At 49.7% G+C, this 26,560-nt stretch carries 26 protein-coding genes; all 26 read right to left on the bottom strand.

Features of this window, described 5'->3' with window-relative positions; translation table 11 throughout:
- Nucleotides 1–215 precede the first annotated feature (215 nt).
- Entirely contained in the window at nt 216–2,675 is a 2,460-nt protein-coding gene (locus EKM73_RS09460) for a phosphoketolase family protein (protein ID WP_125701655.1), read from the bottom strand.
- Nucleotides 2,676–3,271: 596 nt separating this feature from the next.
- Nucleotides 3,272–4,621: an MFS transporter gene (locus tag EKM73_RS09455; protein WP_125701654.1), complete on the bottom strand. Its 1,350-nt coding sequence runs from the start codon at nt 4,619–4,621 to the stop codon at nt 3,272–3,274.
- Between the two features lie 470 nt (nt 4,622–5,091).
- On the bottom strand, nt 5,092–5,466 hold the full coding sequence (locus tag EKM73_RS09445; RefSeq protein ID WP_225421366.1) for a type II toxin-antitoxin system Phd/YefM family antitoxin: 375 nt from the start codon (nt 5,464–5,466) through the stop codon (nt 5,092–5,094).
- 59 nt (nt 5,467–5,525) lie between these two features.
- Entirely contained in the window at nt 5,526–6,173 is a 648-nt protein-coding gene (locus EKM73_RS09440; RefSeq protein ID WP_125701653.1) for a matrixin family metalloprotease, read from the bottom strand.
- A 316-nt stretch (nt 6,174–6,489) separates the two neighbouring features.
- Nucleotides 6,490–7,128 (bottom strand): HAD family hydrolase, encoded by a 639-nt coding sequence (locus EKM73_RS09435; protein WP_125701652.1) that lies wholly within the window; start codon nt 7,126–7,128, stop codon nt 6,490–6,492.
- 30 nt (nt 7,129–7,158) lie between these two features.
- Entirely contained in the window at nt 7,159–7,974 is an 816-nt protein-coding gene (locus EKM73_RS09430; protein ID WP_125701651.1) for a Cof-type HAD-IIB family hydrolase, read from the bottom strand.
- Between the two features lie 137 nt (nt 7,975–8,111).
- Nucleotides 8,112–8,303, bottom strand: coding sequence for a 50S ribosomal protein L32 (gene rpmF, locus EKM73_RS09425; protein WP_125701650.1), 192 nt, complete (start codon nt 8,301–8,303; stop codon nt 8,112–8,114).
- Between the two features lie 66 nt (nt 8,304–8,369).
- Nucleotides 8,370–8,924: a YceD family protein gene (locus EKM73_RS09420; RefSeq protein WP_125701649.1), complete on the bottom strand. Its 555-nt coding sequence runs from the start codon at nt 8,922–8,924 to the stop codon at nt 8,370–8,372.
- 73 nt (nt 8,925–8,997) lie between these two features.
- Complete coding sequence (locus tag EKM73_RS09415) at nt 8,998–10,146, bottom strand: nucleotidyltransferase (RefSeq protein WP_125701648.1); 1,149 nt, start codon at nt 10,144–10,146, stop codon at nt 8,998–9,000.
- A gap of 2 nt (nt 10,147–10,148) precedes the next feature.
- On the bottom strand, nt 10,149–10,892 hold the full coding sequence (locus tag EKM73_RS09410; protein ID WP_125701647.1) for a class I SAM-dependent DNA methyltransferase: 744 nt from the start codon (nt 10,890–10,892) through the stop codon (nt 10,149–10,151).
- Nucleotides 10,889–11,251 carry a ribosome silencing factor gene (gene rsfS / locus EKM73_RS09405; protein WP_020090095.1) on the bottom strand — a complete coding sequence of 121 codons (363 nt, stop codon included), beginning with the start codon at nt 11,249–11,251 and terminating at the stop codon, nt 10,889–10,891. Before rsfS ends, EKM73_RS09410 begins: the two co-directional genes overlap by 4 nt.
- Nucleotides 11,252–11,594: 343 nt before the next feature.
- Nucleotides 11,595–12,197: a bis(5'-nucleosyl)-tetraphosphatase (symmetrical) YqeK gene (gene yqeK / locus EKM73_RS09400; protein WP_125701646.1), complete on the bottom strand. Its 603-nt coding sequence runs from the start codon at nt 12,195–12,197 to the stop codon at nt 11,595–11,597.
- Nucleotides 12,190–12,822, bottom strand: a complete 633-nt coding sequence (locus EKM73_RS09395; protein ID WP_125701645.1) for a nicotinate-nucleotide adenylyltransferase — start codon at nt 12,820–12,822, stop codon at nt 12,190–12,192. Before EKM73_RS09395 ends, yqeK begins: the two co-directional genes overlap by 8 nt.
- Nucleotides 12,823–12,836: 14 nt before the next feature.
- A complete protein-coding gene (gene yhbY / locus EKM73_RS09390; protein WP_125701644.1) occupies nt 12,837–13,160 on the bottom strand; it encodes a ribosome assembly RNA-binding protein YhbY in 324 nt (107 codons plus the stop codon).
- 4 nt (nt 13,161–13,164) lie between these two features.
- Complete coding sequence (gene yqeH, locus EKM73_RS09385; RefSeq protein ID WP_125701643.1) at nt 13,165–14,307, bottom strand: ribosome biogenesis GTPase YqeH; 1,143 nt, start codon at nt 14,305–14,307, stop codon at nt 13,165–13,167.
- Nucleotides 14,288–14,830: a YqeG family HAD IIIA-type phosphatase gene (locus tag EKM73_RS09380; protein WP_125701642.1), complete on the bottom strand. Its 543-nt coding sequence runs from the start codon at nt 14,828–14,830 to the stop codon at nt 14,288–14,290. Before EKM73_RS09380 ends, yqeH begins: the two co-directional genes overlap by 20 nt.
- Nucleotides 14,831–15,692: 862 nt before the next feature.
- Nucleotides 15,693–16,052, bottom strand: coding sequence for a 50S ribosomal protein L20 (rplT, locus tag EKM73_RS09375; protein WP_020090101.1), 360 nt, complete (start codon nt 16,050–16,052; stop codon nt 15,693–15,695).
- A 78-nt stretch (nt 16,053–16,130) separates the two neighbouring features.
- Nucleotides 16,131–16,325, bottom strand: coding sequence for a 50S ribosomal protein L35 (gene rpmI / locus EKM73_RS09370; RefSeq protein WP_020090102.1), 195 nt, complete (start codon nt 16,323–16,325; stop codon nt 16,131–16,133).
- 54 nt (nt 16,326–16,379) lie between these two features.
- Entirely contained in the window at nt 16,380–16,880 is a 501-nt protein-coding gene (gene infC, locus EKM73_RS09365; RefSeq protein WP_164508908.1) for a translation initiation factor IF-3, read from the bottom strand.
- Between the two features lie 536 nt (nt 16,881–17,416).
- Nucleotides 17,417–18,889: an MDR family MFS transporter gene (locus EKM73_RS09360; RefSeq protein WP_125701641.1), complete on the bottom strand. Its 1,473-nt coding sequence runs from the start codon at nt 18,887–18,889 to the stop codon at nt 17,417–17,419.
- Between the two features lie 221 nt (nt 18,890–19,110).
- Nucleotides 19,111–21,054, bottom strand: coding sequence for a threonine--tRNA ligase (thrS, locus tag EKM73_RS09355; RefSeq protein ID WP_125701640.1), 1,944 nt, complete (start codon nt 21,052–21,054; stop codon nt 19,111–19,113).
- 777 nt (nt 21,055–21,831) lie between these two features.
- Complete coding sequence (dnaI, locus tag EKM73_RS09350; RefSeq protein WP_125701639.1) at nt 21,832–22,758, bottom strand: primosomal protein DnaI; 927 nt, start codon at nt 22,756–22,758, stop codon at nt 21,832–21,834.
- 3 nt (nt 22,759–22,761) lie between these two features.
- Complete coding sequence (locus tag EKM73_RS09345; RefSeq protein WP_125701638.1) at nt 22,762–24,141, bottom strand: replication initiation and membrane attachment family protein; 1,380 nt, start codon at nt 24,139–24,141, stop codon at nt 22,762–22,764.
- 3 nt (nt 24,142–24,144) lie between these two features.
- Nucleotides 24,145–24,645 carry a transcriptional regulator NrdR gene (gene nrdR / locus EKM73_RS09340; protein ID WP_020090109.1) on the bottom strand — a complete coding sequence of 167 codons (501 nt, stop codon included), beginning with the start codon at nt 24,643–24,645 and terminating at the stop codon, nt 24,145–24,147.
- Between the two features lie 405 nt (nt 24,646–25,050).
- On the bottom strand, nt 25,051–25,686 hold the full coding sequence (coaE, locus tag EKM73_RS09335; RefSeq protein WP_125701637.1) for a dephospho-CoA kinase: 636 nt from the start codon (nt 25,684–25,686) through the stop codon (nt 25,051–25,053).
- Nucleotides 25,679–26,539: a bifunctional DNA-formamidopyrimidine glycosylase/DNA-(apurinic or apyrimidinic site) lyase gene (mutM, locus tag EKM73_RS09330; protein ID WP_125701636.1), complete on the bottom strand. Its 861-nt coding sequence runs from the start codon at nt 26,537–26,539 to the stop codon at nt 25,679–25,681. Before mutM ends, coaE begins: the two co-directional genes overlap by 8 nt.
- Nucleotides 26,540–26,560: the final 21 nt, after the last annotated feature.

Genomic DNA, 26,560 nt, shown 5'->3' with positions numbered 1-26,560 from the left:
TTTTGCTATCCGCCCGCATAGCGGGTGGGTTTTTGTTTCGCACGCTTTAGCGTGCTCAACTGGGCCTAAAGGCAATACTCAAAACGGCTAAGTCTTCTAATCAGACTCAGCCGTTTTTACGTGTCGTGAACGACGCACTGTTATCATTATCCGAAAAAAAGAGGATCACCCCCGATTGGGAGTAATCCTCTTTTGAAAAATTCAGATTGAAGAAATTACTTCTTCAATGGGGCCCATTGCCACTTAGTGAATTCTTCGATATCATGACCTTCGTCACGAGTAATCTTCATGTGCTTAGCTAAGATGTCATCCATCTTCTTGTCGAAGTCTGCAGCAGCAGCCTTGTCAACAACACCGTTAGCAACTAACGTGTTAACAGCATCCTTAGCTTGGTGGAACCGGTCTAATTCGGAGTATACACGCATGTCGTAAGCAGTCGTGATATCACCATCTTCACGGTAACCATGAACGTGTAAGCCTAAGTGTTGACGTTCGTAGAAGAATGATTCGATCAAGTCTTCGTAACCGTGGAAGCCAAACAGAACTGGCGTACCAGATTCGCCGAAGAATGACGTGAATTCAGCATCGCTCAATGCACGTTCGTCGTTCAGAGGGCCGTTCTTCTTTTGAAGACGTTCCAATTCAACAACGTTGACGTAACGCATCTTAACAGCTGGGAAAGCATTGTTAACCAGGCTAAGAGCAGCAAGAGTTTCGATGGTTGGTTCAACACCGGCAGAAGCAAAGACGATATCAGCATCTTCGCCTTCGGCAACAGTGGAAGCCCAGTCGATAGTCTTAAGACCCTTAGTAGCTAATTCTTCAGCTTCATCAACAGAGAACCATTGTTGACGTGGTTGCTTAGAAGCAACGATATGGTTCAACTTTTGACGGTCAGTGAAGGCCCGGTCAAATACAGCCAAGAGTGAGTTAGCATCTGCTGGCAGGTATTGGCGAATGAAGTCAGACTTCTTTTCGGACAAGTGAGTCAACATACCTGGATCTTGGTGGGTGTAACCGTTATGGTCTTGTTGGAATACAGTAGAAGTAGAAACCAGGTTCAATGATGGGTAATCATTACGCCAGTCTTCTGCTGCGGCCTGACGGATCCACTTGAAGTGTTGCGTCGTCATTGAGTCGACAACCCGCAAGAATGATTCGTAAGACGTGAACACACCGGTACGACCAGTTAAGGTGTAACCTTCAAGCCAACCTTCAGCTTGGTGTTCTGATAATTGGGCATCCAAGATACGGCCTTCTGGAGCTTCGTATTGGTCATTTGGTTCCTTGACCTTACTCATCCATTGACGGTTCGTAATCTTGAACATTTCCCAGAGACGGTTAGACATCGTTTCGTCAGGTCCGAAGATCCGGAATGACGTTGGGTTCTTAGTGGCAACGCCAGCAAAGAAGGTTGACAGAACGTTCATATCCATGTTCCGGTTGCCATCTGGCAAGTTCGTCCCACGGTTATCTTCGTTGATGTCGTTAGCGAAGTCTTTCCAGTTAGGTAAGTCAAGCGTTTCAGGCTTTTCGCCACGCGCACGGCCACCGTTAGCAACTGGGTTAGAAGCCATCCGCTTGTCACCCTTAGGTGCGAAGTCGGCAACTTCTGCCTTCAATGAACCATCAGTATTGAATAATTCGGCTGGCTTGTATGAGTTCATCCAGTCTTCAAATTCTGGTAATTCGTCGAAGTTGTTTTGGCTCAAGCCAAGTGGAACTTGGTGAGCACGGAATGAGTTTTCAATTGGTTCGCCGGCTGGGTTCTTTTGAGGACCACCCCAACCCTTTGGCAAACGCGCGATAACAACAGGCCAAGCGGCAACTTCACCGTCTTCGTACTTGCCGTTTTCACGAGCGTCTTTTTGAATTTGCTTGATGTCAGCGATAGCTTGGTCAAATAACTTAGCAGCTTTTTCGTGGTAAGTCATGTAATCATGGATATCGTCGTTTTCGAGGAAGCGAGGAGACCAACCTAAACCTTCGAAGAACTTGGCGATCTTGTCGTCGCTCATCCGTGAGAAGATAGTAGGGTTGGAAATCTTGAAGCCGTTTACGTCAAGGATAGGCAATACGGCACCATCGTTCTTAGGGTTCAAGAACTTGATGGAGTTCCATGCAGTCATGGCAGGGCCGGTTTCAACTTCACCATCACCAACTACAGTAAATGCAATTTGGTCTGGGTTGTCTAATACGGCACCAGTAGCATGGGACAGAGAGTAACCAAGTTCCCCACCTTCGTGAAGAGAACCAGGCGTTTGTGCAGTCATGTGAGAACCAATCCCACCTGGGAATGAGAACCGCTTGTACAGACGTGCCATACCTTCAAGATCCTGAGTAATTTCAGGGTAATCTTCAGTGTAGGTACCGTCTAAGTACGCGTTGGTTACCATAACTTGGCCACCATGACCGGGACCACCGATATAGAACATGTTCAAGCCGTACTTGTTGATCAGACGGTTGGCGTGAGCATACAGGAAAGTTTGTCCTGAGATAGTACCCCAGTGTCCGATAGGCTTAACCTTAACGTCGTCTTTTTTGATTGGTGTGTTGGTAACTGAGAACAATGGGTTGTCCTTCAGGAAAATCATACCACCGGAAAGATACGTTGTAGCACGCCACCAGGCGTCAACCTTTTCCAAGTATGACTTGGAATCGTAATCTACTGCCATGAATTTTACACTCCTTCGTTGAATAACATCCTTCTAAACAATTAACAGAAATCATTAGAGGTTAATTTTGTACTTCTTCATCATACTAAATTTTGTCGAAAAGTCAACCTTTTTGTAAATTGATACGGTCCAATTTACGAAAAAGCCGATTCTTCTTCGAAATTTGACTGACCCACCACCAAACTGGCTAAGTTCTGTCGGTTCTTCGCCGGTCGGATTTTGCGTCATTTGGCAACTACTTGCGGGCCACAAGTGTTCATAGCCGCGTTAATTACCGGAACCAAGTATACCAGACTTTGGAGATTGTTCGGTTGAGTTTGCTCACGAGAATTACATGGACTGTGGCTGCCGAAATTTACTGGCAAATATTATTTTTTTCATAACTGGAAGCACCCGCATTCCCGACAGGCATCCCCCTCCGCCAATTTCACTTATTTTATCACCACGCATCCACATAATTGGCTTAATTCGCTAAAAAGCAGATGAGAATTCGTCATCTGAATGCCCATCTGCTTTTTAAATGATTTAAACCTTAACCCCAGTTGTCTGGTGACCCGAGTCATGTTGGCATAACCCGATATAATTTGATGAAAGACCTAACGTGTCCCCTGCCGATTCCTATCAGCCAGTAAAACGAGAGCTGCCATCAGGCTGAGCCCCGCAATAGTAGCAATAATCAGCAATTGCGCGTGATAGCTCGCTGAAAAGTCGTGCACACTGCTGGTCAGGGCAATCACGGCCGAAACACCCACCGATTGGCCAAACTGATGAACCGTATTGACCACACCGGACGCCGCCCCAGCAATTTCGGGATCGGTGTTAGCCACCCCTTCCATCGTCAGTGGGCTAAGCACGAGGCCCTGGCCATAACCAAAGATAATCATCGGGATGACAATGGCTATCCAGTAGCCCCGATCTATCCCTAAAACGACAGTCGCCAAGAAACTCAAGGTAACGAGCAAATCAGCAAGTACGATCAAACGGGCGGTGCCTATCTTACTCGACAATCGCGAAACTTGCAGCGCCCCTACAAATTGGGGAATGGTTACCGGTAAAAAGGCCAAGCCTGTCAGTAATGGCGTAAACCCATAAATATGCTGTAGGGCCTGCGTGGTGACAAAGTAATAGGCGAACGCTGCACCAATGAAGAAGAACCGGGCAATATAAGCACTGTTACGCTGTCGATCGGCAAATAGCCGCAATGGCATGATTGGATTTTTTATGACGTACTCCGCATAGATAAACAGGCCCAACGCAATCACTGCAACGACCAGCGCCAGCAATTGGTGGGAAGTCCCATCAATGCTATACACTAGTGCGGACAGCCCGAGCACGGACAATATTGTCCCGACGATATCGAGACGAGTGGCACTCTTATTCTGATTATCCGCCACGTATCTAATCGTCAGGACAAACATCAACAAGCCAACCGGAACGTTTAAGAAAAAACCATAGCGCCAGGAAAAGGTACTGGTAATGATGCCCCCAAATACCATTCCGAAACTGGCCCCAATTCCGGCTGTTGTTCCGTAGGCCGCTATCGCCCGAGAGCGTATAGTTCCCTGATAGTTGTCCAACAGGAGTGCCAACGTGGTAGGTGCCAGAATGGCTGAACCAATGCCTTGAAAGGCTCGCATCGCGATAATCATCGCCGCATTGGTAGACAGACCAACCATCAAGGAGCCAAAGGAAAACAACAGCAGTCCTATTAAGAAAACCCGCTTGCGGCCATACACATCACCAAGCCGTCCACCAAATAATTGAAAGCCACCAAAGGTCAGCGTATAGGCACTGCTGACCCAGGCTAGTGTCTGGGCATCCAAGTGAAGATCACTGGCGATCCTCACCAAACTCGTAAAAATAATGGAATTGTCTAAAAGTATCATGAAATAACTTAGTAAAATAATTGGTAGGACAATACCAAACTTTTTCTGATTTTGACTCATTACAAACCCTCATCCTCGTTGACTTGAAAACGCCAAAGTTCATTTAGCGTTTTCAACGTTTTATTTTGACCTTTGCGTCTTTAGTCGCATGGCATCAATCATAAAACGAGTCTGAGCGTTTGAAAATTACCAGATTGGAATGCTAGTATACGCTGCTTGCATACTAATGAATTGTAATGAGTGACTTGCCCTGATTGGCTAGTCAACTTCGAGCTGCCTTAGATACGGAAGCTTTCTTTTAGGACTAATCGCGTAAGACTAAAAAATTCAAACGGTACAATACACGACTGGTGAAGGCAATGTTCCAGTTCACGAAAAAGTACTAGTAACTATTATTTCAGTCACATTCATTAGTTTTGTAATTTCCCAGATGCAAGTTCTACATGGTTTGTGATTGTAACCGTTCTAATACGTTGCTTCTTGTCAATTCTTTTAACGAATGCTTTTTTCAAGCCGAATTTCATATACCATCACTGAACCCAACAATTACGTAAATTCTGAATGGTAGTGACCTTTTCGCTTGTATCTTCTAAAAGTCCTAGCTCCTCAGCCTTAGCAACCACTATTGCTTTCTCGACTTCTTCAGGTAATTTTCTGGTCTCAATACTTTCCTTGGCCGTTACTGGATAACTAAACCCTTTGTCGCGAGCTCGAACTTCCCTCATAACGCCCATATTTCCAAGATAAATCGTTTCTTGAATAGAATCCCATTCTGCCTTGCTCAATAAAACAGCTTCCGTCTTCTCATCAGCGAGTTTAATAACGATTGGCTTCTTTTGCCGGTTAACTTGTTCGATAAGTTTGTAAAAGTTCTTTCGAGCTCCGGCTACAGTATAAGTATCCAAAAGATCACCCCTTATCGTCTGGAAACGATAACACATTTTGACAACTGATAAGCACAGACTCATCCATTCTGCGCATACAGCACCCGCAACGTCTTCTGGTCAGCCGCCGACAATCGTTCGTGGTCCTGATCCAGCGGATACATGATGGAACGCCGACTCTTGCTGTGTTCCAAGCCGATTGCATGTCCCAGCTCATGGATTGCCACTGAGGCACGAATACCGGCCTCAGGATGCGCCAAATTCAAACCGGCTCGTGCCCGGTTGATTGTATAGCTCCCCAATCCCACGTAACGTCGAATCTCGGGGCCACCCTCGCCCAGCTCCAGGAAGTTGGGCGCCGTCGAGGTTTCCTTATGATACGTGAAGAACGTAATCCCATTTTGTTTCTGCTGCGGCTTGCCGGCAACCAGCTTGACCAGTCCTGTCTTGTTATAGACCGCCACCGCCTCTTCAAATATCGGCCGCACGTTGACCGGCACGCTACCGGCGAAATGATAGTAATACGTCCTGTGCAGCGGGTGCTCCGCAGCAATCTTCTCGACTGGGGTTCCCGCCTGGTCCTGGCCATCTGGTAGCCGTGTCTCCAACTGATGGACCACGCGATTCACACGCATCATTGAAAAGCCAAAGTTCTGCGGCATCCCCCACCGCACGAGTCCAATCAGTCCGACCAACATGACCACCAGCAGCAACCGTCGTTTCCCCATGCCTTAATTTCTCCTTTGTTTGTGATTCAATTAGTACCAGTTTAGCCGTCTTATACGTAAAAACCTAGGAAAACTTGCACGACCGGTCAGAAATAACCGGCTAGCCGGTTAAAATTGACAGTCGCAATTATAAGCATCATTATATTTTAATCTTTGATGCTATTAGACTGCGGTTTGATTAACTAACGCCTCGCCTATTAGAATTTAATTACAAAGTCCCAAATGGCACTGGCCAAGGTCATCGACTGCTACACAACCCGCAAAAACCGTGGTAATAAAAAAACGTTCAAGCTACTACAGCTCGAACGCTACACTCTTACAAATTAAGTAATTCCGCCGGCGTGTCCAAGAGATACGTCGGTTTTTCAGCTTTAACAGCTGCTGGGTCAGCTGCGCCCCACATCGCACCGGCCGTCGCGACACCCGCGTTGTGACCCATCCGGATATCATACTTGGCATCCCCGATCATCACGCTACGAGTAGCATCCAAATCAAACTGCTGTAACAGGTTGACCACGCCATCCGGTGCCGGTTTGTAGTGGGCCACCATATCGGACCCACTGATGGCTGCAAACGACTGGCCCAGGCCAACCTGGTCGAGGTTTCGCTGTAGGGGTACCGAGTTTTTACTGGACACCACGTACAGACGGTTCCCTCGCCGATTGAGTTCGGCAATGGTGGCCGCCATCCCATCGAACAAGGTAATTCCCGTTGTCTCAGCTCGTTGATACTGCTCGCGAAATTCGGTAAACAAATCCTCTAACGCAGCATCATCCAAACTAACCGTCGCCATCTTCGCAAAGGAGACCTCAATCGGCACCCCCATGTAGCTGATGATAGCTTCGCGTGTGGGTGCTACTAACCCCTTCGCGGTGTACGCTCGTTGGGTCGCCAGCACGGCAACATTGCTAGAATCGGCTAACGTGTTGTCAAAATCAAAGAAAAAGTTGTCCATCGCTGCACCTCGCTGGTTCTATCGTCTTTGTTAAATTACCATCAATGCCGACTGAATCGTCGTCAACACCCCGTCATGTTCATTATCCACGCTGGTCACGTGGGTGGCTGCGTCTCGAACGCTAGCCGGGGCATTGCTCATCGCCCAGCTCTGCTTGGCGAATTGCAACAACGGCACATCGTTCGCGCCATCACCAAAGGCCATGATCTCATCGGCAGCCACGTGCCACCGGTCCGCTAACCACTGAACAGCTGGGAGCTTGCCGACATTAGCGGCAACCACGTCAACCACGCCGTAACCACTGTCATGGGCCTGCAGCTTACCATCAAAGTAAGCGTTCAGGTCAGCCACCAGCTTGGTAGCTTCTCCAGGCACCGTGGAAATACTAATCTTCTTGATCCGATCTTCCACGGTACTCAAGTCAGCGACCTGCTGAAGATTGTCGTAGAATTTCTCGGCAGCATCGATCAATACCTGTGGTGCTCCCGTTTCCGTGTAAGAGCCCTGTTGGCCCACCAGAATGACGTATGCGGACTTCAGAAAGTCCTGATGCCGATCAACCGTCACAAAGTGGTGTAAGTCCTCAGCACTTAAGCTGCCATCGAAGCCCTGCTTGCCTTGGAGGTAGATGGAGGCCCCGTTCTCGGCCACAATTGCCAAGTTATCAGCCATCACGTCATGGAACAACTTTTCCAAATGGGTAAACTGATTGCCAGAGGACAGCACCAGCCGAATTCCCCGTTGCCCCAAAGCCTGCAGGGTCTCCTTGAATAGGGACTGGTTGAAAGTCTGGTCATTGTGCAGCAGCGTCCCGTTTAAGTCGGTCGCGATTAATTTAATTGCCAAAATTTCACTCCTCAAATTTTCGTTAATGTCGTTATTATACCTTTTTTCACGCTCGGTGCGCAAAGCAAACCATCGCAGACTGCACAAAAAAACTCCCAGAAGCCGCGGACTTCATGGGAGTTTCTTCCTAAATTTAATTAGTTGTTACTTGCAGTCTTCGTTGCAACGACCTGACGGCCATCGTAGAAACCGCAACTTGGGCAAACCATGTGTGACTTACGTAATTCACCACAGTTAGGGCAAGCAGTTAAGTTAGGCATCGTTAATTTGATGTGACCACGACGCATAGCCTTCTTCGTCTTAGACGTTTTCCGTTTTGGTACAGCCATAGAAAACACCTCCTTCAAATAAAATTATATCCACTAGTGAAAAAATTTTAAGGCTTACAAAGAGGATTATTGATCATCCTGATCAGGGAAGAAATCCTTTAGCTTTGCAAGACGTGGATCAACTGATTGATTTTCTTTCTCGACTGCTTCAAGGTTCTCTTCGGAAACGACTTCCCAATCTTTACCAGTGGGCATCGCTTCGCCTTGTTGTTCAGCATCCGAAAGAATGTGCATCGGAATTCGTAAAATAATGTTATCCCCAACGGCCTTGTTTAAATCAATCTGGTCATCGGTAACCACCATCACAACGTCGGTCTTCTCAAACCGTTGCGTTGCGGTCGGATCGGATACATAAAATTCCGTCATCTTGAAACTAACGGGAAAATCAACCGGTGCTAATGACCGGCTAGACGGAACCGTTAAGTCCGCCGTTACCTGTGCGACAATCACAACGTCGCCACCCGACACAACGGACGCAATGCCCTTTACGTGAACAGGTGCAACATCGAGTACATCGTTACCGTAACGTTCAAGTAAATCCGCCTTTAAATCTAAGGTTTCATCGAACATTAACGGATCGTTTCGGTGATTCTTTCGCAGTTCGGTCAACGACCATTTCATCGCAATTCCTCCAATGCAACGTGATAAATTATACCTGTCAAAAAATGTGATGTCAAGGTAATTTCCTTGATAGTCACTCTGAAAACGTTATTTTTACCGGAATTCGGCCATAATCCTGGGGAATTCCCGTAATCAGAGTGCGCAAGGCACCCAGCCGATCATCCAGTTCACCGGGGCCCTGTTGCCAGTCACGGTCGGCCCGACTGATCAATGGCAGACTCACCTGCTTCTTGATCTGATGCAGATACTGCTGACCCACTGCTGAATAGCCGAGCACTCGCAGATACTGCGGTTGCGGGTCCATCTCGGCGGGTTTCATCTGTCCCAGCAAGTAGGCCGACTGCCTCTGTAGCCGCGTATAGGTGTAGCGTTTGGTCTTCACTGCATGCATGAAATCCGCAAACGTAGCACTCGGTAGCGCCGCGCGTTTCAGTCGATACTCGACACCCTCGGTGATCTGGTACATCTGCCGCAAATCGGCCACGTTTCCGCTCACCAACTGATAACGCAGATTGGGCCAGAAGTCGTTCCAACTGGTCAGCTGCGCATCTTTCAGTATCGCGAGAGTCGTTGCCGGCACCACGGCCGCAACCGCGTCCCAGTCGCCTGAGAGCGCCGCTGAACGAATCGACGTTGCGCTGGCAAAGGCACTGGCCGCCGCAATTGTTTCATCATTGTGTTGACTCCCCTTGCGCCCTAATGCTAACAGTTCCAGTGGATTCCCCTGCCGGCGATTTGCCAACGCATAGAAGAATCCCAGAATATCATTGGCGGCATTCAGGGTGATGCCCGTTTGCTCACGCAGATATCCCTGAAATAAGGACGCGTAGGTCTGGTCAAAACGTTTAAACGTGGCCGGATCACTGGGCAAATGCGCCATCAATTGATCATAATCCATCTCAGGATGTTCACTGCCAAAGACCAGCCAGCGGCAGCCCATGGCCGCCAAAAGACTGACTCCACCGCTCGCAAACAGATGCGCCGGCTGGACGGCACTTGCCGTGGGCAGCTCAACCACGAGATCCACGCCACCCGCAATGGCGGCCTGTGCACGTTGCCACTTGTCCATGAGCGCGGGTTCTCCGCGTTGAACCCAGTTACCGCTCATAGCCGCAACAACGACATCGGCCCCAGTCATTTCTCTGGCTTGGACCACCTGGTAGGCATGGCCGTTATGAAATGGATTATATTCCGCAATGATGCCCACAGCTTGTAGCGCCATGCCTATGCCTCCCGTGTTACCTCAAAGAACCAACGCGTGGTGTCCGCCGCAACTTCGGCCTCGCCAAAGTCGGCGCTGACCCGTTGCAACGTTAACCCAGCGGCCTTCAACGCTGCTTGATAGTCCGCTAACGCATACGTCCGCTCATGATGGAGTTCCGTAACTTTATGGTAGTCACCGGTCGTTTCATTTTGCGTAAAGAAGGTCAAATCGTGTTCAGCCGCGTGTTCTTCGTCCTCGATACCATAGCTGGTCCAGATAAAGGCCCGCGTGTCATCGACGTAATTATACATGTAGCCCGGATAAACGTCATCCGTTTGGTGTGGCGTAATCACATCAAATAAGAACTTACCGCCCACCGTCAAGTGGTCGTGGACCTGCCGAAAGGCCGCCGTAACAGCGTCCAGGTCGGGAAGATAACAGAAGGAATCTGCAAAGCAGGTCACCGTCTGGTATTCCCCAATCATCGTCAGGTCGAGCATGTCACCCGCCATGAGTGGCATCGTCACATCGGCCTCCTGAGCATGCTTAGCGGCCAGCGCCAACATTTCCTCAGAGAGATCCAATCCACTAACTTGGTAGCCGCGCTGGGCCAATAAGACCCCTAAGCGGCCACTCCCACAGGCCAGGTCGAGTAACTCGCCGTCTGCGGGACTGACACGCTGTGCGACAAAATCCAGCCACTGGTCGTACATGGCTGGATCGAACAATTCGTCGTAAAGCTCAGCAAAGGACTGATAAATCATGCTTCAGCCTCTACCCATTCGGTCAAATCAACTTCAGGGGCATCGGACCACAGCTTTTCCAAGTTGTAGTGACTACGTTGTTCCTTCTGGAAGACGTGAACGATCACGTCGCCTAAGTCGATTAAGATCCAGTTGGCACTGTTCTTACCTTCAACGTCCTTGATGGTAACGCCGTTGGCACTAACTTGGTCTTCAACCTCATCAACGATGGCTTGGACTTGCCGACTTGAGTTGGCGTCCACAATCAGGAAGTAGTCAGCCATTAAGCTGACCTTCCGCATATCTAAAGCGGTCATGTCTTCTGCCCGCTTGCTTTCTGCAGCCTTGACTGCAATTTCTAAGACTTGTTTGCTATCCATGCAAGTGCTCCTCTCGAATTTTGGTGCATCGATTCTATTTCGTATTTTAAATCTAATTTTTAATCAGGCAACGTTGTTGTTAGCAGCGCCTTACCAGGTGGTGAAAATAAACCGGAACGCGGCAGGCGGACGTCCCGAGCCAAAGTGCGGTCTCCGGACTTGGCTTTGAACCTCAAAACCAAGTTTCAAAGCTACCAATTCTCTAAGCGGCTAACACCGCTAAGAGAATTCCTGCGGCTGAGTTTATTTTCACCACCCTCACGGCTTACGTGAGCGTGTATTCTCAAACCACTATCTAAACGTAAACAATCGTCCAAAATACAAACAATCATTTCCAACATGCCTATTTTTGATACCGTGGTACCCAAGCATTATAAGTTTCTAACGATTTAGGGTACACAGGCAAGCCATTTTCGACCAAATACTGCAGAGTGTGTTGTGCCTGATAGGCAACACCCGTCCCGAGGTCTTTAGCCGTAATCTTTCTGGCTTCATCGACGCCTGGAAAGTCCCGTGCGGGTTCCAGGTAGTCGGCCATGTAGACCACTTGCTCCAGCGGCGTCATGTAGACGTCCCCGGTCGTGTGATGACGCACGGCATTTAAGATATCTTCGTCGTAAATGTGTAGCTCCCGCTTGATCAACTCCGCGCCCACAAGGCCATGCCAGATGGCATTGCCATAGTTGAGCAACTCTGTATCCAATTGATAGGCCTTGATGGCGGCAATGAAGTCGACATCGGGTCGCTGCTTAGCGTAATCGTGAATCAAACCAGCAATGCTGGCCTTCTCCGCGTCCACGCCATTCTTAGCAGCCAATTCTAGAGCGGTTTGTTCAACCCGTAAGACGTGTTGGAATCGCTTTGGCCGCAATTGGTCTGAAATCCGGTCAATTAATTCCTGCCGCGTGCCGGGAAAAATGTTTTCTTTATAAGTTAGCTCAGTCACGGTATAACAGATGCTCCTTTATATAGAGGTCCACCATGGTCGGTACCAGGTAACGAACCGACTGTCCCCGGCGGATTTGATCACGAATCATGGTCGAACTGATGCCAATGTTGGGCACGTCCACCCACAGTACGGGATACGGTGATTCACGGGTGAAGCCTTGGCGGCAGACACCCACGAACTGCACCATCTTAATCAGGTCATTGATGCGGTACCATTTCGGCAAATAGGCCACCATGTCACCACCAATGATGAAATAATACTGATTCTCCGGATGTTGTTGTATCAGCTGTAACATCGTATCGTAGGAATAACTCTTCCCGCCACGTTGAACCTCAGTGAGTTCCAAATCGAACCGGGGGTTATCCTTGATAGCTGCCTTGACCATTGCGACGCGGTCGGCAGCCGGAATCGCCAGTTTCTTATCAACGTGAGGCGGTTCAGCATCGGGCATAAATAAAACCTTATCAAGTCCCAATTGGGTGGCGACTTGATCGGCAATTACCAGGTGACCCAAGTGTGGCGGATTAAACGTTCCCCCAAGAATGCCAATTCGGCGTTTCTTAGCGGTCGCCGCCATCTGGGTAGCCACCTGCGTACTCGTTTGTTCTGAGATTTTTACCACGACTGCCAGACCTCCTACATATTTTCAACGACTGACGAAATTCTTTGGTTTTCTTCATTCGTAGCGGGACGGTAAAGAACCAGTACCCGACCGATCGTTTGAACGACTTGAATGTCCGTTCCCTGTTCGATAAAGGTCTTGGTCTCTTCAACCGTGGCTTCCGCACTCTGTTGGAGATTAATCTTAATTAATTCGCGATTCTCTAAGGCGCCGGTCAATTGTTCCAACCAGGCCTGCGTTAAGCCATTCTTACCCACAGAAAATAAGGGGTGCATGGCGTGTGCGTGAGCACGTAAATATCTCTTTTGTTTCCCTCGTAACACGTTGTTTTCCTCCATCTTTTTAAATCATTGCGCGCCGGACCAATACGCCGACGCCTGCAGGTGCCCAACCGGTAACATTGACGCCGGCCGGAACGGTGATCCAACCTAGGCCTTCAAAGACCAGGTCGCTCTTCACAGTTGTTTTAAATTCATGTGGAACCAGTGCTGGAAAATCGTCTTTATTTTCAGGTTGTGGTGGCGTCAACAGTTGTCCTAATTGGCGCGTGTAGAAGTCATCCGCATTTTCCAGCTTAGTCCGATGAATATATAAGTTGTTTTCAAAGTAAGCAATGAAACCACTCTTCGGCCCGTTATTGTAGTCAAACCGCGCAATCCCGCCAAAGAACAACGTTTGTTGGTCGTTCAATTGGTAAGTCTTCGGCTTGATCTGCTTTTGGGGTGCCACAAGCTTGAGGTCCTTGCCGTCCAAGAAGTGGGCCATCTGTTCGTTTTGAATGATCCCAGGGGTGTCGACCAAGACGTGGTCATCATCCAAAGGCAATTCAATCTTATCCAGCGTTGTACCAGGGAAACGGGACGTGGTGATCAGGTCCTTGACCCCGGTATTCTGCCGAATAATTTGGTTGATCAACGTGGACTTCCCAACGTTGGTCACCCCAACAACGTAAACGTCCCGATCGCCGCGGTACTTGTTGATCAATTCCAACAATTGGTCCACGGACTGGTTCGTCTTAGCACTCAACAAAGTCACGTCAATTGGCCGCAAACCTTGTTCATTAGCCCGTTGCCGAATCCAGTCTTTGAGCTTGCTACGTTTCAAAGAGCTAGGCAAAAGGTCTTCCTTGTTACCCACCAGTAAGATTGGGTTCTCACCCACGAACCGGTGCAGCCCAGGAATCACACTGCCGTTGAAATCAAAGATGTCCACAACGTAGACAATCAGCGCGTTGGCGTCTTGAATTTGGGTCAACAAATTCAGGAAGTCGTCATCGGTCAAGCCAACGGGCACAATTTCATTGTAGTGCCGCAGCCGGAAGCACCGTTGACAGTAGACTTCCTCTTTTTCCATACCCTTTTCTAAAGCCGACTGGGGCGTGTAACCCGGTGCCGTCTTGTCTGTTGTTTGAATCTCTGCCCCACACCCAATACAGTGCAAAGCTTCACCGTCAACTAAAACGGGTTCAGTGTGTTTTTCGTTCATTAAGATCCTCCTGCCAAGTTAATTCTGGATAGTCATGTCGCAAACGCCACATGACAACCTTTTCCAATAAGCGGTTTCCCTTCGTGACCCAGGCGTCCGACGTTAAAATCGGCTTCACCAGGACACTCCGGACCCCACTACGATGTGCAGACCAAACATCCGTTAAGAGTTGGTCGCCCACCATAATTGCTTCCTCTCGTCGTAAATGCCAACGATGAAGTGCCCGACGAATCCCCCAAGTCAGAGGTTTTAACGCCCGGTGTACATAAGGTAAGTTAAAAGGTGCAACGGCTCGGTCAACCCGCGCGCGGCTATTGTTGGACACCACAATGACCTGAATGCCGGCCATTTCTAACATCGTTAGCCAATGCCGTAATTCAGGTGTCCCATCAGGGTTGTTCCAAGCAATTAAGGTGTTATCCAGATCGGTCATCACGGCTTTAATCCCGTGAGCTCTTAACTGATCCGGTGTCAAATCGTATATATTTGTAACCATCCACGTTGGCTTGAATGCGGAAACCATGCGGGTGACTGCCCCCCTTCGTCCGTTTGCCGATATCGGCTGTCTAGCATTTCATTATACGCAATTTTCGCAAAATTTGCTACTCGTAACGACTGAGAATGCGAAACGTTTTTAACGGAAATTTTGCTAATTTTACGAACGCCCGTGTGGCGCCGTGAAAATGACACAACGACTGATTGATTATTTCGAGTACTGGTCGTTGCTGACGACATTCCGTGGTACGGGGTTGTCGTCAGTAGGATTAGTTACGGTCGTTGGTAGTTTTTGGTGCGGTTGGTTGGCAAGTATGCTGAGAGAGCAAGACTGGCCTTTAGTGGCCAGTCTTGCTTGGAAAGCCGAGTGATTCCTATCCAGTGCCTGTCTATGATGTCCAGACAAGTTTAGACCATTGGACTTTCTCTCGCCTTTATATCCGGAAACTTGCAGCCTCGGAAACGTGTTCAGTCGGGCAGGTCCCTGCGCTTAACCCAGATAAGCACCGACTCGGCTCCGCCAAGCTGGCACTTATCTACGTTAATGCTCAGGACCTACCGCCCTTCTTCACACTCTGATCTGAAACGAGTTCCGCAAGGCAGGTTCTTCCGCTTAGAAAGCTAAGTCCTCCTGTCCGGCAAGGCTGTTACTGATTACTCTGGTTTAGAGAACTAAACTCACTCTCGCCAAGATGCTCGGAAATATGCGGCCTCTGAAACGAGCTACGCAAGCCAGATTCTTCCGCTTAGCAAAATAAGCGACTCCTGTCCGGCGAGGCCGAACAGAAGCCCCTTATTTCCCTAATGCTCAGAATCTAAGCGGCTTGCTTCACTCTCTTAATAAAAAAGAACCCCGCAAAATGCGAAGTCCCTTTCTCTCATTAACTGAATTAAGCAGCCAATGCAGTCTTAGCTTGTTCAGCCAAGGCAGTGAATGCAGCAGCATCGTTAACTGCCAAATCAGCTAACATTTTACGGTTAACATCGATGTTGGCTAACTTCAAACCGTGCATCAACTTGCTGTAGCTCAGACCGTTCATCCGTGCTGCGGCGTTGATCCGGGCGATCCAGATCTTACGGAAGTTACGCTTAGTAGCTTTCCGGTCACGGAAGGCGTATTGACGACCCTTCATGACTTGGTCCTTAGCAACCTTAAATAAACGGTGCTTTGAACCACGGTAACCCTTAGCTAACTTTAAAACCTTCTTGCGACGTGCGCGTGTAACAGTACCGCCTTTAACTCGTGGCATAATCTTTTCCTCCTAAATCAATTCAAACATTATGTCGACATTTCGTCGACCCGAAAAATATGTGACCAGCTTACTTGATTACTTTTGAAGTAATTGACGGTAAGTGTTGATCGTCGTTTCGTTCATCATCCGGGTACCACGAAGGTTCCGGCGTTGCTTCTTGGTCTTACCGTGGAAACGGTGAGACGTGTAAGCATTGGCACTCTTGATACCGCCCTTAGCAGTTACTTTGAAACGCTTAGCTGCGGCGCGGTTAGTCTTCATCTTTGGCATAATACGAAATTTCCTCCTTAAATCGGCAGCTTGATGCTACCCAATCAATTCACACTATTTCTCTGCGATGGGCGAAAGCATTAGAAACATGCTCCGACCGTCCATCTTTGGCCGTTGTACAACTGTTGCGACGTCTGCCGTTTCAGCTGCCATGCGATTAAGCACTTCGCGACCAATGTCTTTATGGGTAATTGCCCGACCCTTAAACCGGATTGAAACCCGAACTTTTTCACCCTTAGCCAAGAACTTTTTAGCATTCTTCAGCTTGGTGTTGAAGTCGTTGGTATCAATGGTAGGACTCAAGCGAACTTCCTTGACACTGACCACTTTTTGATTCTTACGTGCTTCGCGTTGCTTCTTTTGCAACTCAAAACGGTACTTCCCATAGTCCATGATCCGGGCTACTGGTGGCTTAGCTTTCGGTGCAACCAGAACTAAATCGAGGTTAGCGTCTTCGGCGATCTGTAAGGCTTCGCTCTTGGTCTTAATGCCCAATTGCTCGCCGTCTCCAGCGATAAGCCGTACTTCACGTGTTCGAATTCCCTCGTTGACAATCGTGTCGTTTGCTATGGTAATCCACCTCCAAAATAATCTCGAGAACTGCAGAATCTCACTCACAAAAAATGCGGGAACCTTTGATGATAATCAAACGGCTCCCGCAAGAAATCCAACTAAAATAATCGGATTAACGTGCATATCCAGCCCAGCAGCGTAAGCCACAGGGCGAGAAGCGGAAGCCTCTGCTTAATTTCTCAACTTAACCATCATACCAGCTACCCGGTTTCATGTCAACGGTTGTTTGGTAAAAAACAATCGTTTCCCTTTACATGCGCTGTATCTGGCGCTTCGCCTGCGGCTGGCAAGCATTCCGCTCCCTGTGGGGACCGCTTGCAGACTTGTCAGTCTTCCAGCTCGCCTTTGAGCCGAAAGCCCTCGTCTCAAAGGTCGTCCCGTGTCCTAAGCCGGGAAGTATCCCCGACTAAGGACACCGACACAGGGTGCTCCACGCCTGCCCTCCTCCGGCTACGCTAATATAGCGAGCAGCAAAGATCATTTACCACACAAGCCAACGCCATTAAACGTCGATTATCCTAATCTGCCCCCAGTATCTCATCACTATGATCCAAACGATTGATAATAAACGTCAGAATCACAATCAGGAAGCCAATCATATAGACCCAATGTAGACCATTGTACAGTACCTGACGTAGCGCTGGCAATAGCCGCGTTGGCAGGCCACTGGCCGTCTGCGGATTGATCAATCGGTTCATCATCGCCATGCTGGTACCAGGATGATGCTGCAGGCTCTGTTGCATCCCCGTGTTGAGGATAATTCCGAAGATGGAGACCATCAGCGTCTGGCCAATCGTCCGGCCCAACGTGTTAAATGACGTCGCCACCCCGACGTTTTCTGCCGAGACTAAACGTTGTGAGGTCAACGTGGTGGCCGTCAGTGCAATCCCAAAGCCAAACCCGTTGATTGCCGTGATCACGAAGAACCAGCCAAACGGTGCCTCCATTGGCAACAGTGCCAACGCAAGACCCGCTACCAGAATAAACGAGAGACTGAAATAGAGAATTCGCCGCGGCGTCCACCTTGCGAGAAAGTACCCCGTGGTAAACGCCCCAATGACCCACAGCAAGGAGTTGGGCGTCAGCGCCAGTCCGGCCACCGAGGCCGATACGCCGTGGATCCCCTGACCCCAGGTCGGCACGTAAACGGTCAAGGCCATCAGGTACCCGTTAATCAGCGCTGCAATCGCATTTTGTACGATAAATGGCCGATTCTTGAAGAGCTCCAGTGAAATGATCGGATCCACCGCACGTTGCTCACGCCGGATAAACAGCCATAGGCTCAGGCCACTAATGACCAGTCCGCCGACAAAGCCCCACCACCTGATAGGTTGGCTACTGAGCACCTGAAAGCTCAACATTAAGCTCAACAGGCACAGCATCAGCCAAAAGCTCCCGAGATAGTCGATACTCTCCGTACGTAACCGCTTGGGTTCGTGTAAATATAATTGGAATAATACCATGGTAATTAACCCAATCGGCACGTTGATGAAGAAGATCCAATGCCAGCTTAGCTTATCGATAATGATGCCACCCAGTAAGGGTGCCAGTACTGCGGCAATCCCCCAGGCAGAGTTCGTGATGCCGAGAATCTTCGCCCGCTTTTCCATCGAATAGATATCGGCAATGATTGTCATCGAAACTGGTAACAGCGCGCCCGCACCAATTCCTTGAATCGCTCGCCAAAAGATCAGCACTGGCATACTATTCGCCAGCCCACTCATGGCAGAACCGACGATAAAGACGCCTAGGCCAAACTGCATGACCGGCTTCCGTCCAATCACATCAGCTAACTTGCCATAAATCGGGGTGACCATCGCCGTTGCCAGCAGATAGATTGAAAACACCCAGTTCATTAACGCCACACCATGCAGGTTCCCCACAATCGTCGGTAGCGCTGTCGACACAATAGTCCCCTCAATCGCGCTCACAAACGTTGCCACATAAATGGCAATCGTCACGGCAAGCACATTGGTTTTGGGTTGTGACATATCCAAAACATCTCCCTCTCGAATCCGAAAACCGATTCAACTTCTTCTATATTAGGTAATTATTTATGTGGCCTAATGCCCCGTGTATCAGGCCAGCCTACTTAACACGCTACCACTTTTCCCTCGGTATCGCTAGACTAAAAAACGGGGCCACCATTTCTGGCGACCCCGTTCCTTCTATTCTCTGGTTATGCGCCAGAAACTTAATTTAAAAGTTAAAGCTAGTTTTCTTCGCGACTGTATGAAGCGATGTCACTCAGAATTTCCTTGACGAAGGCGTCACTGCTCATGGAATTGCTGTCGTCTTCCCCGTACTTCCGGACAGAGACAGTGCCATTAGCCATTTCGTCTTCACCAACAACCAACGTGTATGGAATCTTGTGGGTTTGGGCATCCCGAATCAGGTAACCCATCTTTTCACCACGCTTGTCGACGTTGACCCGCACATCAGCGGCCTTTAATTCAGCAGCTAGCTTGTCGGCGTAAGCACCATGCTTTTCTTCGGAAACAGGAATGATGGTCACTTGCTTAGGAGCCAACCAAGTTGGGAAGGCACCCTTGTAGATTTCAGTCAGGTAAGCGGTGAACCGTTCCATCGTTGAAACCAAACCACGGTGAATCATCACTGGACGATGTTCTTCACCATCGGCACCGACGTAGTGTAAGTCGAAACGTTCTGGCAACATGAAGTCCAATTGGATGGTTGAGAGCGTTTCTTCGTTCCCAAGGGCCGTCTTGGTTTGGACGTCCAACTTAGGACCGTAGAAGGCAGCTTCCCCTTCGGCTTCAACGTAAGGCAAGCCAAGGTCATCCATGGCACCCTTTAACATCTTTTGTGCGTTGTTCCACATTTCATCGTCATCAAAGTACTTTTCAGTGTTCTTAGGGTCACGGTAGCTTAACCGGAACGTGTAGTCCTTGATATCGAAGTCTTTGTAAACCTTGACCATTAAGTCCAGGATACTCTTGAATTCGTCTTGGATTTGTTCTGGGGCAACGAACGTGTGACCATCGTTCAAGGTCATTTCACGAACCCGTTGCAGACCACTCAGGGCACCGGACTTTTCGTAACGGTGCATCATCCCTAATTCAGCGATCCGTAATGGGAGTTCACGGTAAGAACGGATGTGGTGGTTGTAAATTTGAATATGGCTAGGGCAGTTCATTGGCCGTAATTCAAGTTGTTCGCCATCACCCATGTCCATTGGTGGGAACATGTCTTCACGGTAGTGTGCCCAGTGACCGGATTGCTTGTAGAGATCCAGGTTAGCTAAGACTGGCGTGTAAACGTGTTGGTAACCGTTAGCAACTTCCTTGTCGATGATGTAACGTTCAATCGTACGACGGATGGTAGCCCCATTTGGCATCCAGTATGGTAAGCCGGCACCGACTTTAGGATCAACGAAGAACAAGTCCAGTTGGTTCCCGATAACTCGGTGGTCACGTTCGCGGGCTTCTTGGCGCTTAGCTAAGTCAGCGTCTAAGTCAGCTTGCTTGTAGAAGGCCGTCCCGTAGATCCGTTGGAGCATTGGATTTGAGGACTTGCCTTGCCAGTAAGCACCAGCAACGGAAAGTAACTTGAACTTCTTCACGTCACCCGTGTTAGCTAATTGGGCGCCGTCACTTAAGATTTCGTGGTCGCCAATCTTCAAGAAGTTAACTTGGTCGCCGTCAACGGCCTTGATCAGGTCAGTCGTGTAAGGATCGTCCTTGGCCTTAGCCAAAGCGTCATCCTCGCTGACAGCGATGCGTTCGATAGCAGCCTTGTCAGCAATCAGCTTTTCAACGATTACGGCAATGGCGTCTAATTCGTCAACACTAACTTGTTGGTCATCCTTGTCGGTATCCACGTAGAAGCCATCTTCGTCGGCACTAACTTCGCCCAAACGAATAGCTGGGAATTCTTTCTTCAAAGCGATCCGTACCAAGGCAGCCGTCGTGTTCCGGAGAACAGTCAAGCCATCTTCGTCGCTCTTCGTGACGATTTCGATGCTACCGTCATGTGCGATTGGGGTCAAGTTGTCGATCAATTCGCCGTCCAACTTGGCTGCAACAGCCTTTTTGCCTAAACTAATTGAAATTGACTTTGCAACGTCTTCTGGCGTAGTGCCAGCAGCGAATTCTTTAACGTTGCCATCTGGAAATTTAAGTGAAATACTTGCCATAATTTTCAATCTCCCTTATTGATTTTGGGTCGGACTACGAAAAAAATCCCCAGTGCCAAAGAAGGCACTGGGGACGTCATTAACGTGGTTCCACCCGATATTTTTCACGAGACTGATCCCGTGAACTCTAATCGTCGATAACGGAACGGACCGGCCAGAAATTTCCTTCCGACAGCTTAGGAAAGCGGTAATGCTGGCGGGCGCTAAGTCGGCTTCCAAGCTAGGCCAACTCTTCCTGTGAACGTCGCCGCGAGCACCATGTCTTTCGTCATAGCTCGTGTGGTTTCATTGACTATTAAACACTTGCGACCAAATATTGTCAAGCAGTGTTGGGAAAAAATTATCAGTTAGCAATCTGTCCGAGGTTGACTCCGCCTCCGGGATGGTGAAAATGGACTGTGACGCTGTGGGCGGACGGCTAAAGCCATAGAGCGGTCTTTAGCCGTGCTTTTAAGCCACTAAGAACACGTCTTAAAGGCACCAATTCTCTAACCGGCCAACCTCACCGGTAAGAGAATTCCCACGGCTGAGTCCATTTTCACCATCCCTGCGGCTCATACTTGCCAAGTCGCTAACCATTGTTTTAATCCCTCCGCCTGACAAATTAGTCATCATGATAAGTCATACGTAATTCTGGTAACTCACCAATAAATTTAAGTAATACCTTAGCAAAACAGTTAGAAATAAAACCGTCCACCCGGGCTAATCCCACGTAGACGGTTCGTTTCATCTTCAAAATTATTTAGGCTTTCTAGAGTTTAAAACCATTCCGTCACCCTACTGTGGCCGTCGGTTGACGCCGACCATCGTTATCTCTCTGGCGAGGAAGCGAATCCGTTGCATCAGCCGTTGGGCCTTTAGCGGTTCGTCATCCCCCCGCGTTGAGATGCGCAGGTGTTCCTTTTCCAGTTGGGCCATGGAGAAATTGGAGCTGAAGAACGTTGGTAGTTCCTCTTGCATCCGGTATTCCAGGATAACACCCAGTACGTCGTCTCTGACCCAGGCCGACATGGCGTCCGCCCCGATGTCATCGATCATCAAGACCGGTGACTTCTTCAAGGCGTCGAGCTTTTCGGCCACCCCATTCTGGGCAATCGCGTTCTTCATTTCCACTGCGAAGCTTGGGAAATGAACCAGCGTGGTGGAGAAACCATCCGTTGCCAGTTGGTTGGCCACTGCTGCCAGTAAATAGGTCTTGCCAACGCCAAAGCTCCCTGCCAAGTATAGGGCTTGGTGGCGTCGTTTCGGATTGGCTTCGTAGGCATCCACGAAGTCCAAAGCGGCCATCAATGCCTCTGCTCGATCAGTGTCCTGGTCAAAGTTGGCCAGCGTTGCCTCCCGAATACTCTTTGGCATAGCGATTGACTTCACCCGTTGACGAAGCTGTTGTTGCGCCTGTTTTTCCAGCGTGTCCGCCGTTGGCACGTAGGCCACGTCAATCAGGTGATTGGATACGATCAACTGTGGCGCATAGCCGGTGGCGAAGGTCTCGCCACCTTTGGCTAACTTTTCCCGTTCTGAGACGAATTCATAGAGTTTCGCCGCCGAACGCGTCATGACGTCCTCGGCCAGTTCGGTCTTATTTTCCTGATAGAACTTATTGACCTCGGGATCATCGTAGACCTTGGCCATCAATTGACGGTAGTTGTCGTTCAAATGTTGTTGACTCATGAGCTTTTGCATGGTCTTGCTTAAATCTTCCATCTGCTAATCCTCCTTTCCCTTGCTCCGCGCTTCTAATCGCGCGATACGTTGCTGTAATTGCTTCTGCTGTGCTTCAGAGAGCTTAGCGGTCGTTGGTGCCTTAGCCGATCCACTCGGCTTCTTTGCCCAATCTGGTAGCGTCTCTTTAACCGTCGACTGTTGCCGCCGCGAGCGACGAGGCTTGCTCATCGCCTGCTGACGTTCTCTGATTTTTTGAATCGCCAGCTCAGGCGTCGTGACCTTGGACTTGCTCCAATCGTTAGCAATCGTGTCTAATAGGTTCTTATTCAACGTTGGCTTGTCCTCGTCCACCAAAACGTGATAGATCATCAGGTTCAGGACGGACTCAGGGAACAACTGCCGGCTCACTAGATCCCGGACAATGCGTTGCTCGCCATCCGTCACGAAGCCACCGGTGCTCTGCTTGATACCCTGCAGAAACTTCACCGGTGCCGCTGAACTGGCGACCTTGATCAAGGCTTGTTCAGCGCTGGAAGCACCCTTGGCCGTCGATGTGGCGGATGCTGGCGTACTTGCGGATGAATCAGCCGGTACGCTTACCGTCTCACCGCGGTGCTGATACCCGAAGGCCTGCGCTACAATGCGTTTGAACTGCTCCGGATTAAAAATGTTAGTTGCCAAGTCCGTGGCCTCGCCAATGTAGCGGGCCATGGTCGGTTCATCCAGCCCATAGGTGGCGTGCTCCGTCAGCAATAGTGGACGATACTTGCTGACGGCTCGCGTATCCACGAAAGAGCGCTCCAACAACTCACCCAATAGCTTAAAATCAAATTGAACCTTGTCCGCGGACAGGTCTGGTGCACTACTGGTCGCCGTTAAATTCTGCCGACTATTCGTGACCACTTCGGGAATATCCCGCAATTCATCGCCGTCCACGTGGAAGACATCCAGAAAGTTCTTGGTAATGTTTTGCTCATCATCATGCAATAGTGGTGTCACTGTATTTTCCGTGACCAACGCTTGATACAGGTCCTCACCCACGACGCCCAGCAACTGCACACTCAACAGGTCATCCTTGAAGAAGTCCTGTGGCGTGAGTGGTGCATGGAGCTCGTAAACGAAGCTGGAGAGATCGCCCTCCGTCTTTAACTGTGTCGTCAGAAGGCCGGTCGCCTCCAACCGCAGCCGGGCCGCGTACAAATGAGCCAAATCTAAACCCAGTTCCGCCAGTAAAATGGCGTGGCGCTTGTAGGTCTCGCGCTGTGGGAGCCAAAAAAGGGCCGAGAAGAGCCCCGTGGCACTCGGTCCAATGATCGGTTGGTAGAGCTGCGTTAAGGTTTGCCAACTTTGGTCGGTCAACCGATCCGCCAACCGAACCAAAAAGCCCGTCTTTGGCTGCAATTGGTGCCAGGAATCCTCCATGCCTTATTTCGCCTCGCTTTGCCGGTCTGTCCGGTCCTTAGCTTTTGCTTTATCTTTATCCATCATGTCTTTTAATTCGTTGAAGAAGACCCCGGTATCCTTGAATTGCCGGTAAACACTGGCAAAACGGATATAAGCGATCTCATCAACGTCGACCAACCGGTTCATCACGTACTCCCCAATCAGTTGACTGGAAATTTCGTTGACACCGAGTGCTCGGATCTTATTTTCAACTTCATCGACGATCTTCGTCATGACGTCCATCCCCACCGGCCGTTTTTCAGCCGAGCGAATGATACCTCGTAAGATCTTTTCGCGATTGAATTCCTCACGCGTGCCGTTCTTTTTAATTACCAACAGCGGTGTCGCTTCAACCCGCTCAAACGTCGTGAACCGAAAGCCACAGCTCTCACACTCACGACGCCGGCGGATGACACGTCCATCGTCGGTCGGTCGACTGTCGACGACCCGCGATCCATTATGATGACAGTGCGGACACTGCATTTTGGTCACCTCATTTTTTCATTGGTTACTTGATTATCTAATGTTTTACGTTGGTTTAAAATTGTCGCCTTCGGCCGCCTCCGGGACGGTGAAAATAAACCGTGACGCTGTGGGCGGACGCCTAAAGCCAAAGAGCCGTCTTTAGACTTGCCTTCAAGCCGCTAAAAACGCGTCTTAAAGGCACCAATTCTCTAACCGGCAAAACCCGCCGATAAGAGAATTCCCACGGCTTGGTTCATTTTCACCATCCCTGCGGCTAACACCGTGTTTAAACCAAACGATTATTCACAATTTTCAACTGGCTAGGCCTGTGCCATGCGACAACTGCTCACTCGAACAGCCATCGTCATGATTCCCACAGAAACAATACGATTTAAATAATTGCTTCATGAGCCATTCCACCACTTAATCCAACTCTTCAGCCAAAACCGCTGCCGATGAGCCCAAATTAGTGGTGTCAAGCCATTTTACCACTTGTTGGCGCGTTTGGGCAATCGTTCCCGCGTTATCAATGACCACATCGGCCAACGCGACCTTCTTGGCGATGGACCACTGCTGGTCCATTCTGGCCTGGGCCGCAGCTTCATCTAGACCATTGCGGGCCATCAATCGCTGACGCTGGGTCGTTGCCGAAGTTGCGACCACCATCACGTGATCCACCAGATTCACCAGATAGCCCACTTCATAAAAGGTTGGCGCATCAATGACGATACCGGTCACGTTCTGTTCCCGGTACAGTGCCAATTGGCGCCGAATTTCCGTCTGAATCAATGGGGTCGTAATGGCCTCCAACCGATGTAATTCTTCCGGCTGACTAAAGACGAGCCGGCCTAATTTTTTACGGTCAAGACTGCCGTCAGGTTGACGAAAATGGTCGCCAAAAGTCGTGCAGATTTGCCGGAGTCCCGGGGTTCCGGGCGCCACCACCTGACGGGCAATCACGTCAGCATCGATAATCTTCAATCCTGCTAGACTTAGCCAGTGACTGACGGTCGACTTACCAGTGGCGATACCGCCAGTTAGGCCCCACACCTCAGTCATCTTGCATCTCCTCCAACGCCTCGGGTGGATAAGGCTGACAGTGTGGGCAGAAGTGCGTACCACGCTGTGCGACCTTGATTTTCACAATCTCGGTACCACAGCGTTCGCAGGGTTCCCCCTCGTGGCCGTAAACGTGCAGGTGATTTTGAAAGTTCCCTGCTTCGCCAAAAGCCGTCGAGAACGTATGCACCGTCGTCCCGTGCCCCTTAATGGCCATGGCAATCTCGGCGATAATGTTTTGACGGAGCGTTCCCAATTGGTCTTTAGTCAGCGTATCGGCCGGCGTCAGCGGATTAATCTTGGATAGCCAGAGAACCTCATCCACGTAGATGTTGCCGAGCCCCGCAATCCGCGATTGGTCCAGCAAGAAGGGCTTGACCACCTTGTGTGACTTACCAAAGGTCTGCTGCATATACGCCAAAGTCAACGTCTCTGCCGTGGGTTCCGGTCCTAGCTTGCCTAGCGACGGCAGTTCGACATCCTCCGTTCCCGTCTCGACCAGTCGCATCCGGCCAAACTTACGGGTATCGTTGTACCGCAGCTCGCGGTTATCAGTCAGGTGGAAAATAACGTGCGTGTGCTTGGGAATCGGACTTTCCTCCGGCTGCACATCATACTTGCCCTCCATCCGCAGGTGCGACACCATCGTGAGGTTGCCGCTGAACCGAAAGAGCAGGTATTTCCCCCGCCGATCGATCTTTTCAATCTTGCGTCCAATCAGATCAGCCGTAAAAATCTCGGCGTCGGGCCGCACCATCTTCGCGTAGTACACGTCCACATGGTCGATGGTGGCCCCCTGGACTAAGCGGGTCAGCCCACGCCGGACCGTTTCAACTTCTGGTAATTCAGGCATACTGATTTCTCTCCTTTGCGG

Origin of the sequence: Levilactobacillus fuyuanensis, from assembly GCF_003946395.1 — a bacterium.
Classification (GTDB): Bacteria; Bacillota; Bacilli; order Lactobacillales; family Lactobacillaceae; genus Levilactobacillus; species Levilactobacillus fuyuanensis.
The sequence above is the reverse complement of the archived record's forward strand: the minus strand, read 5'-3'. Positions and strand labels throughout refer to the sequence as shown.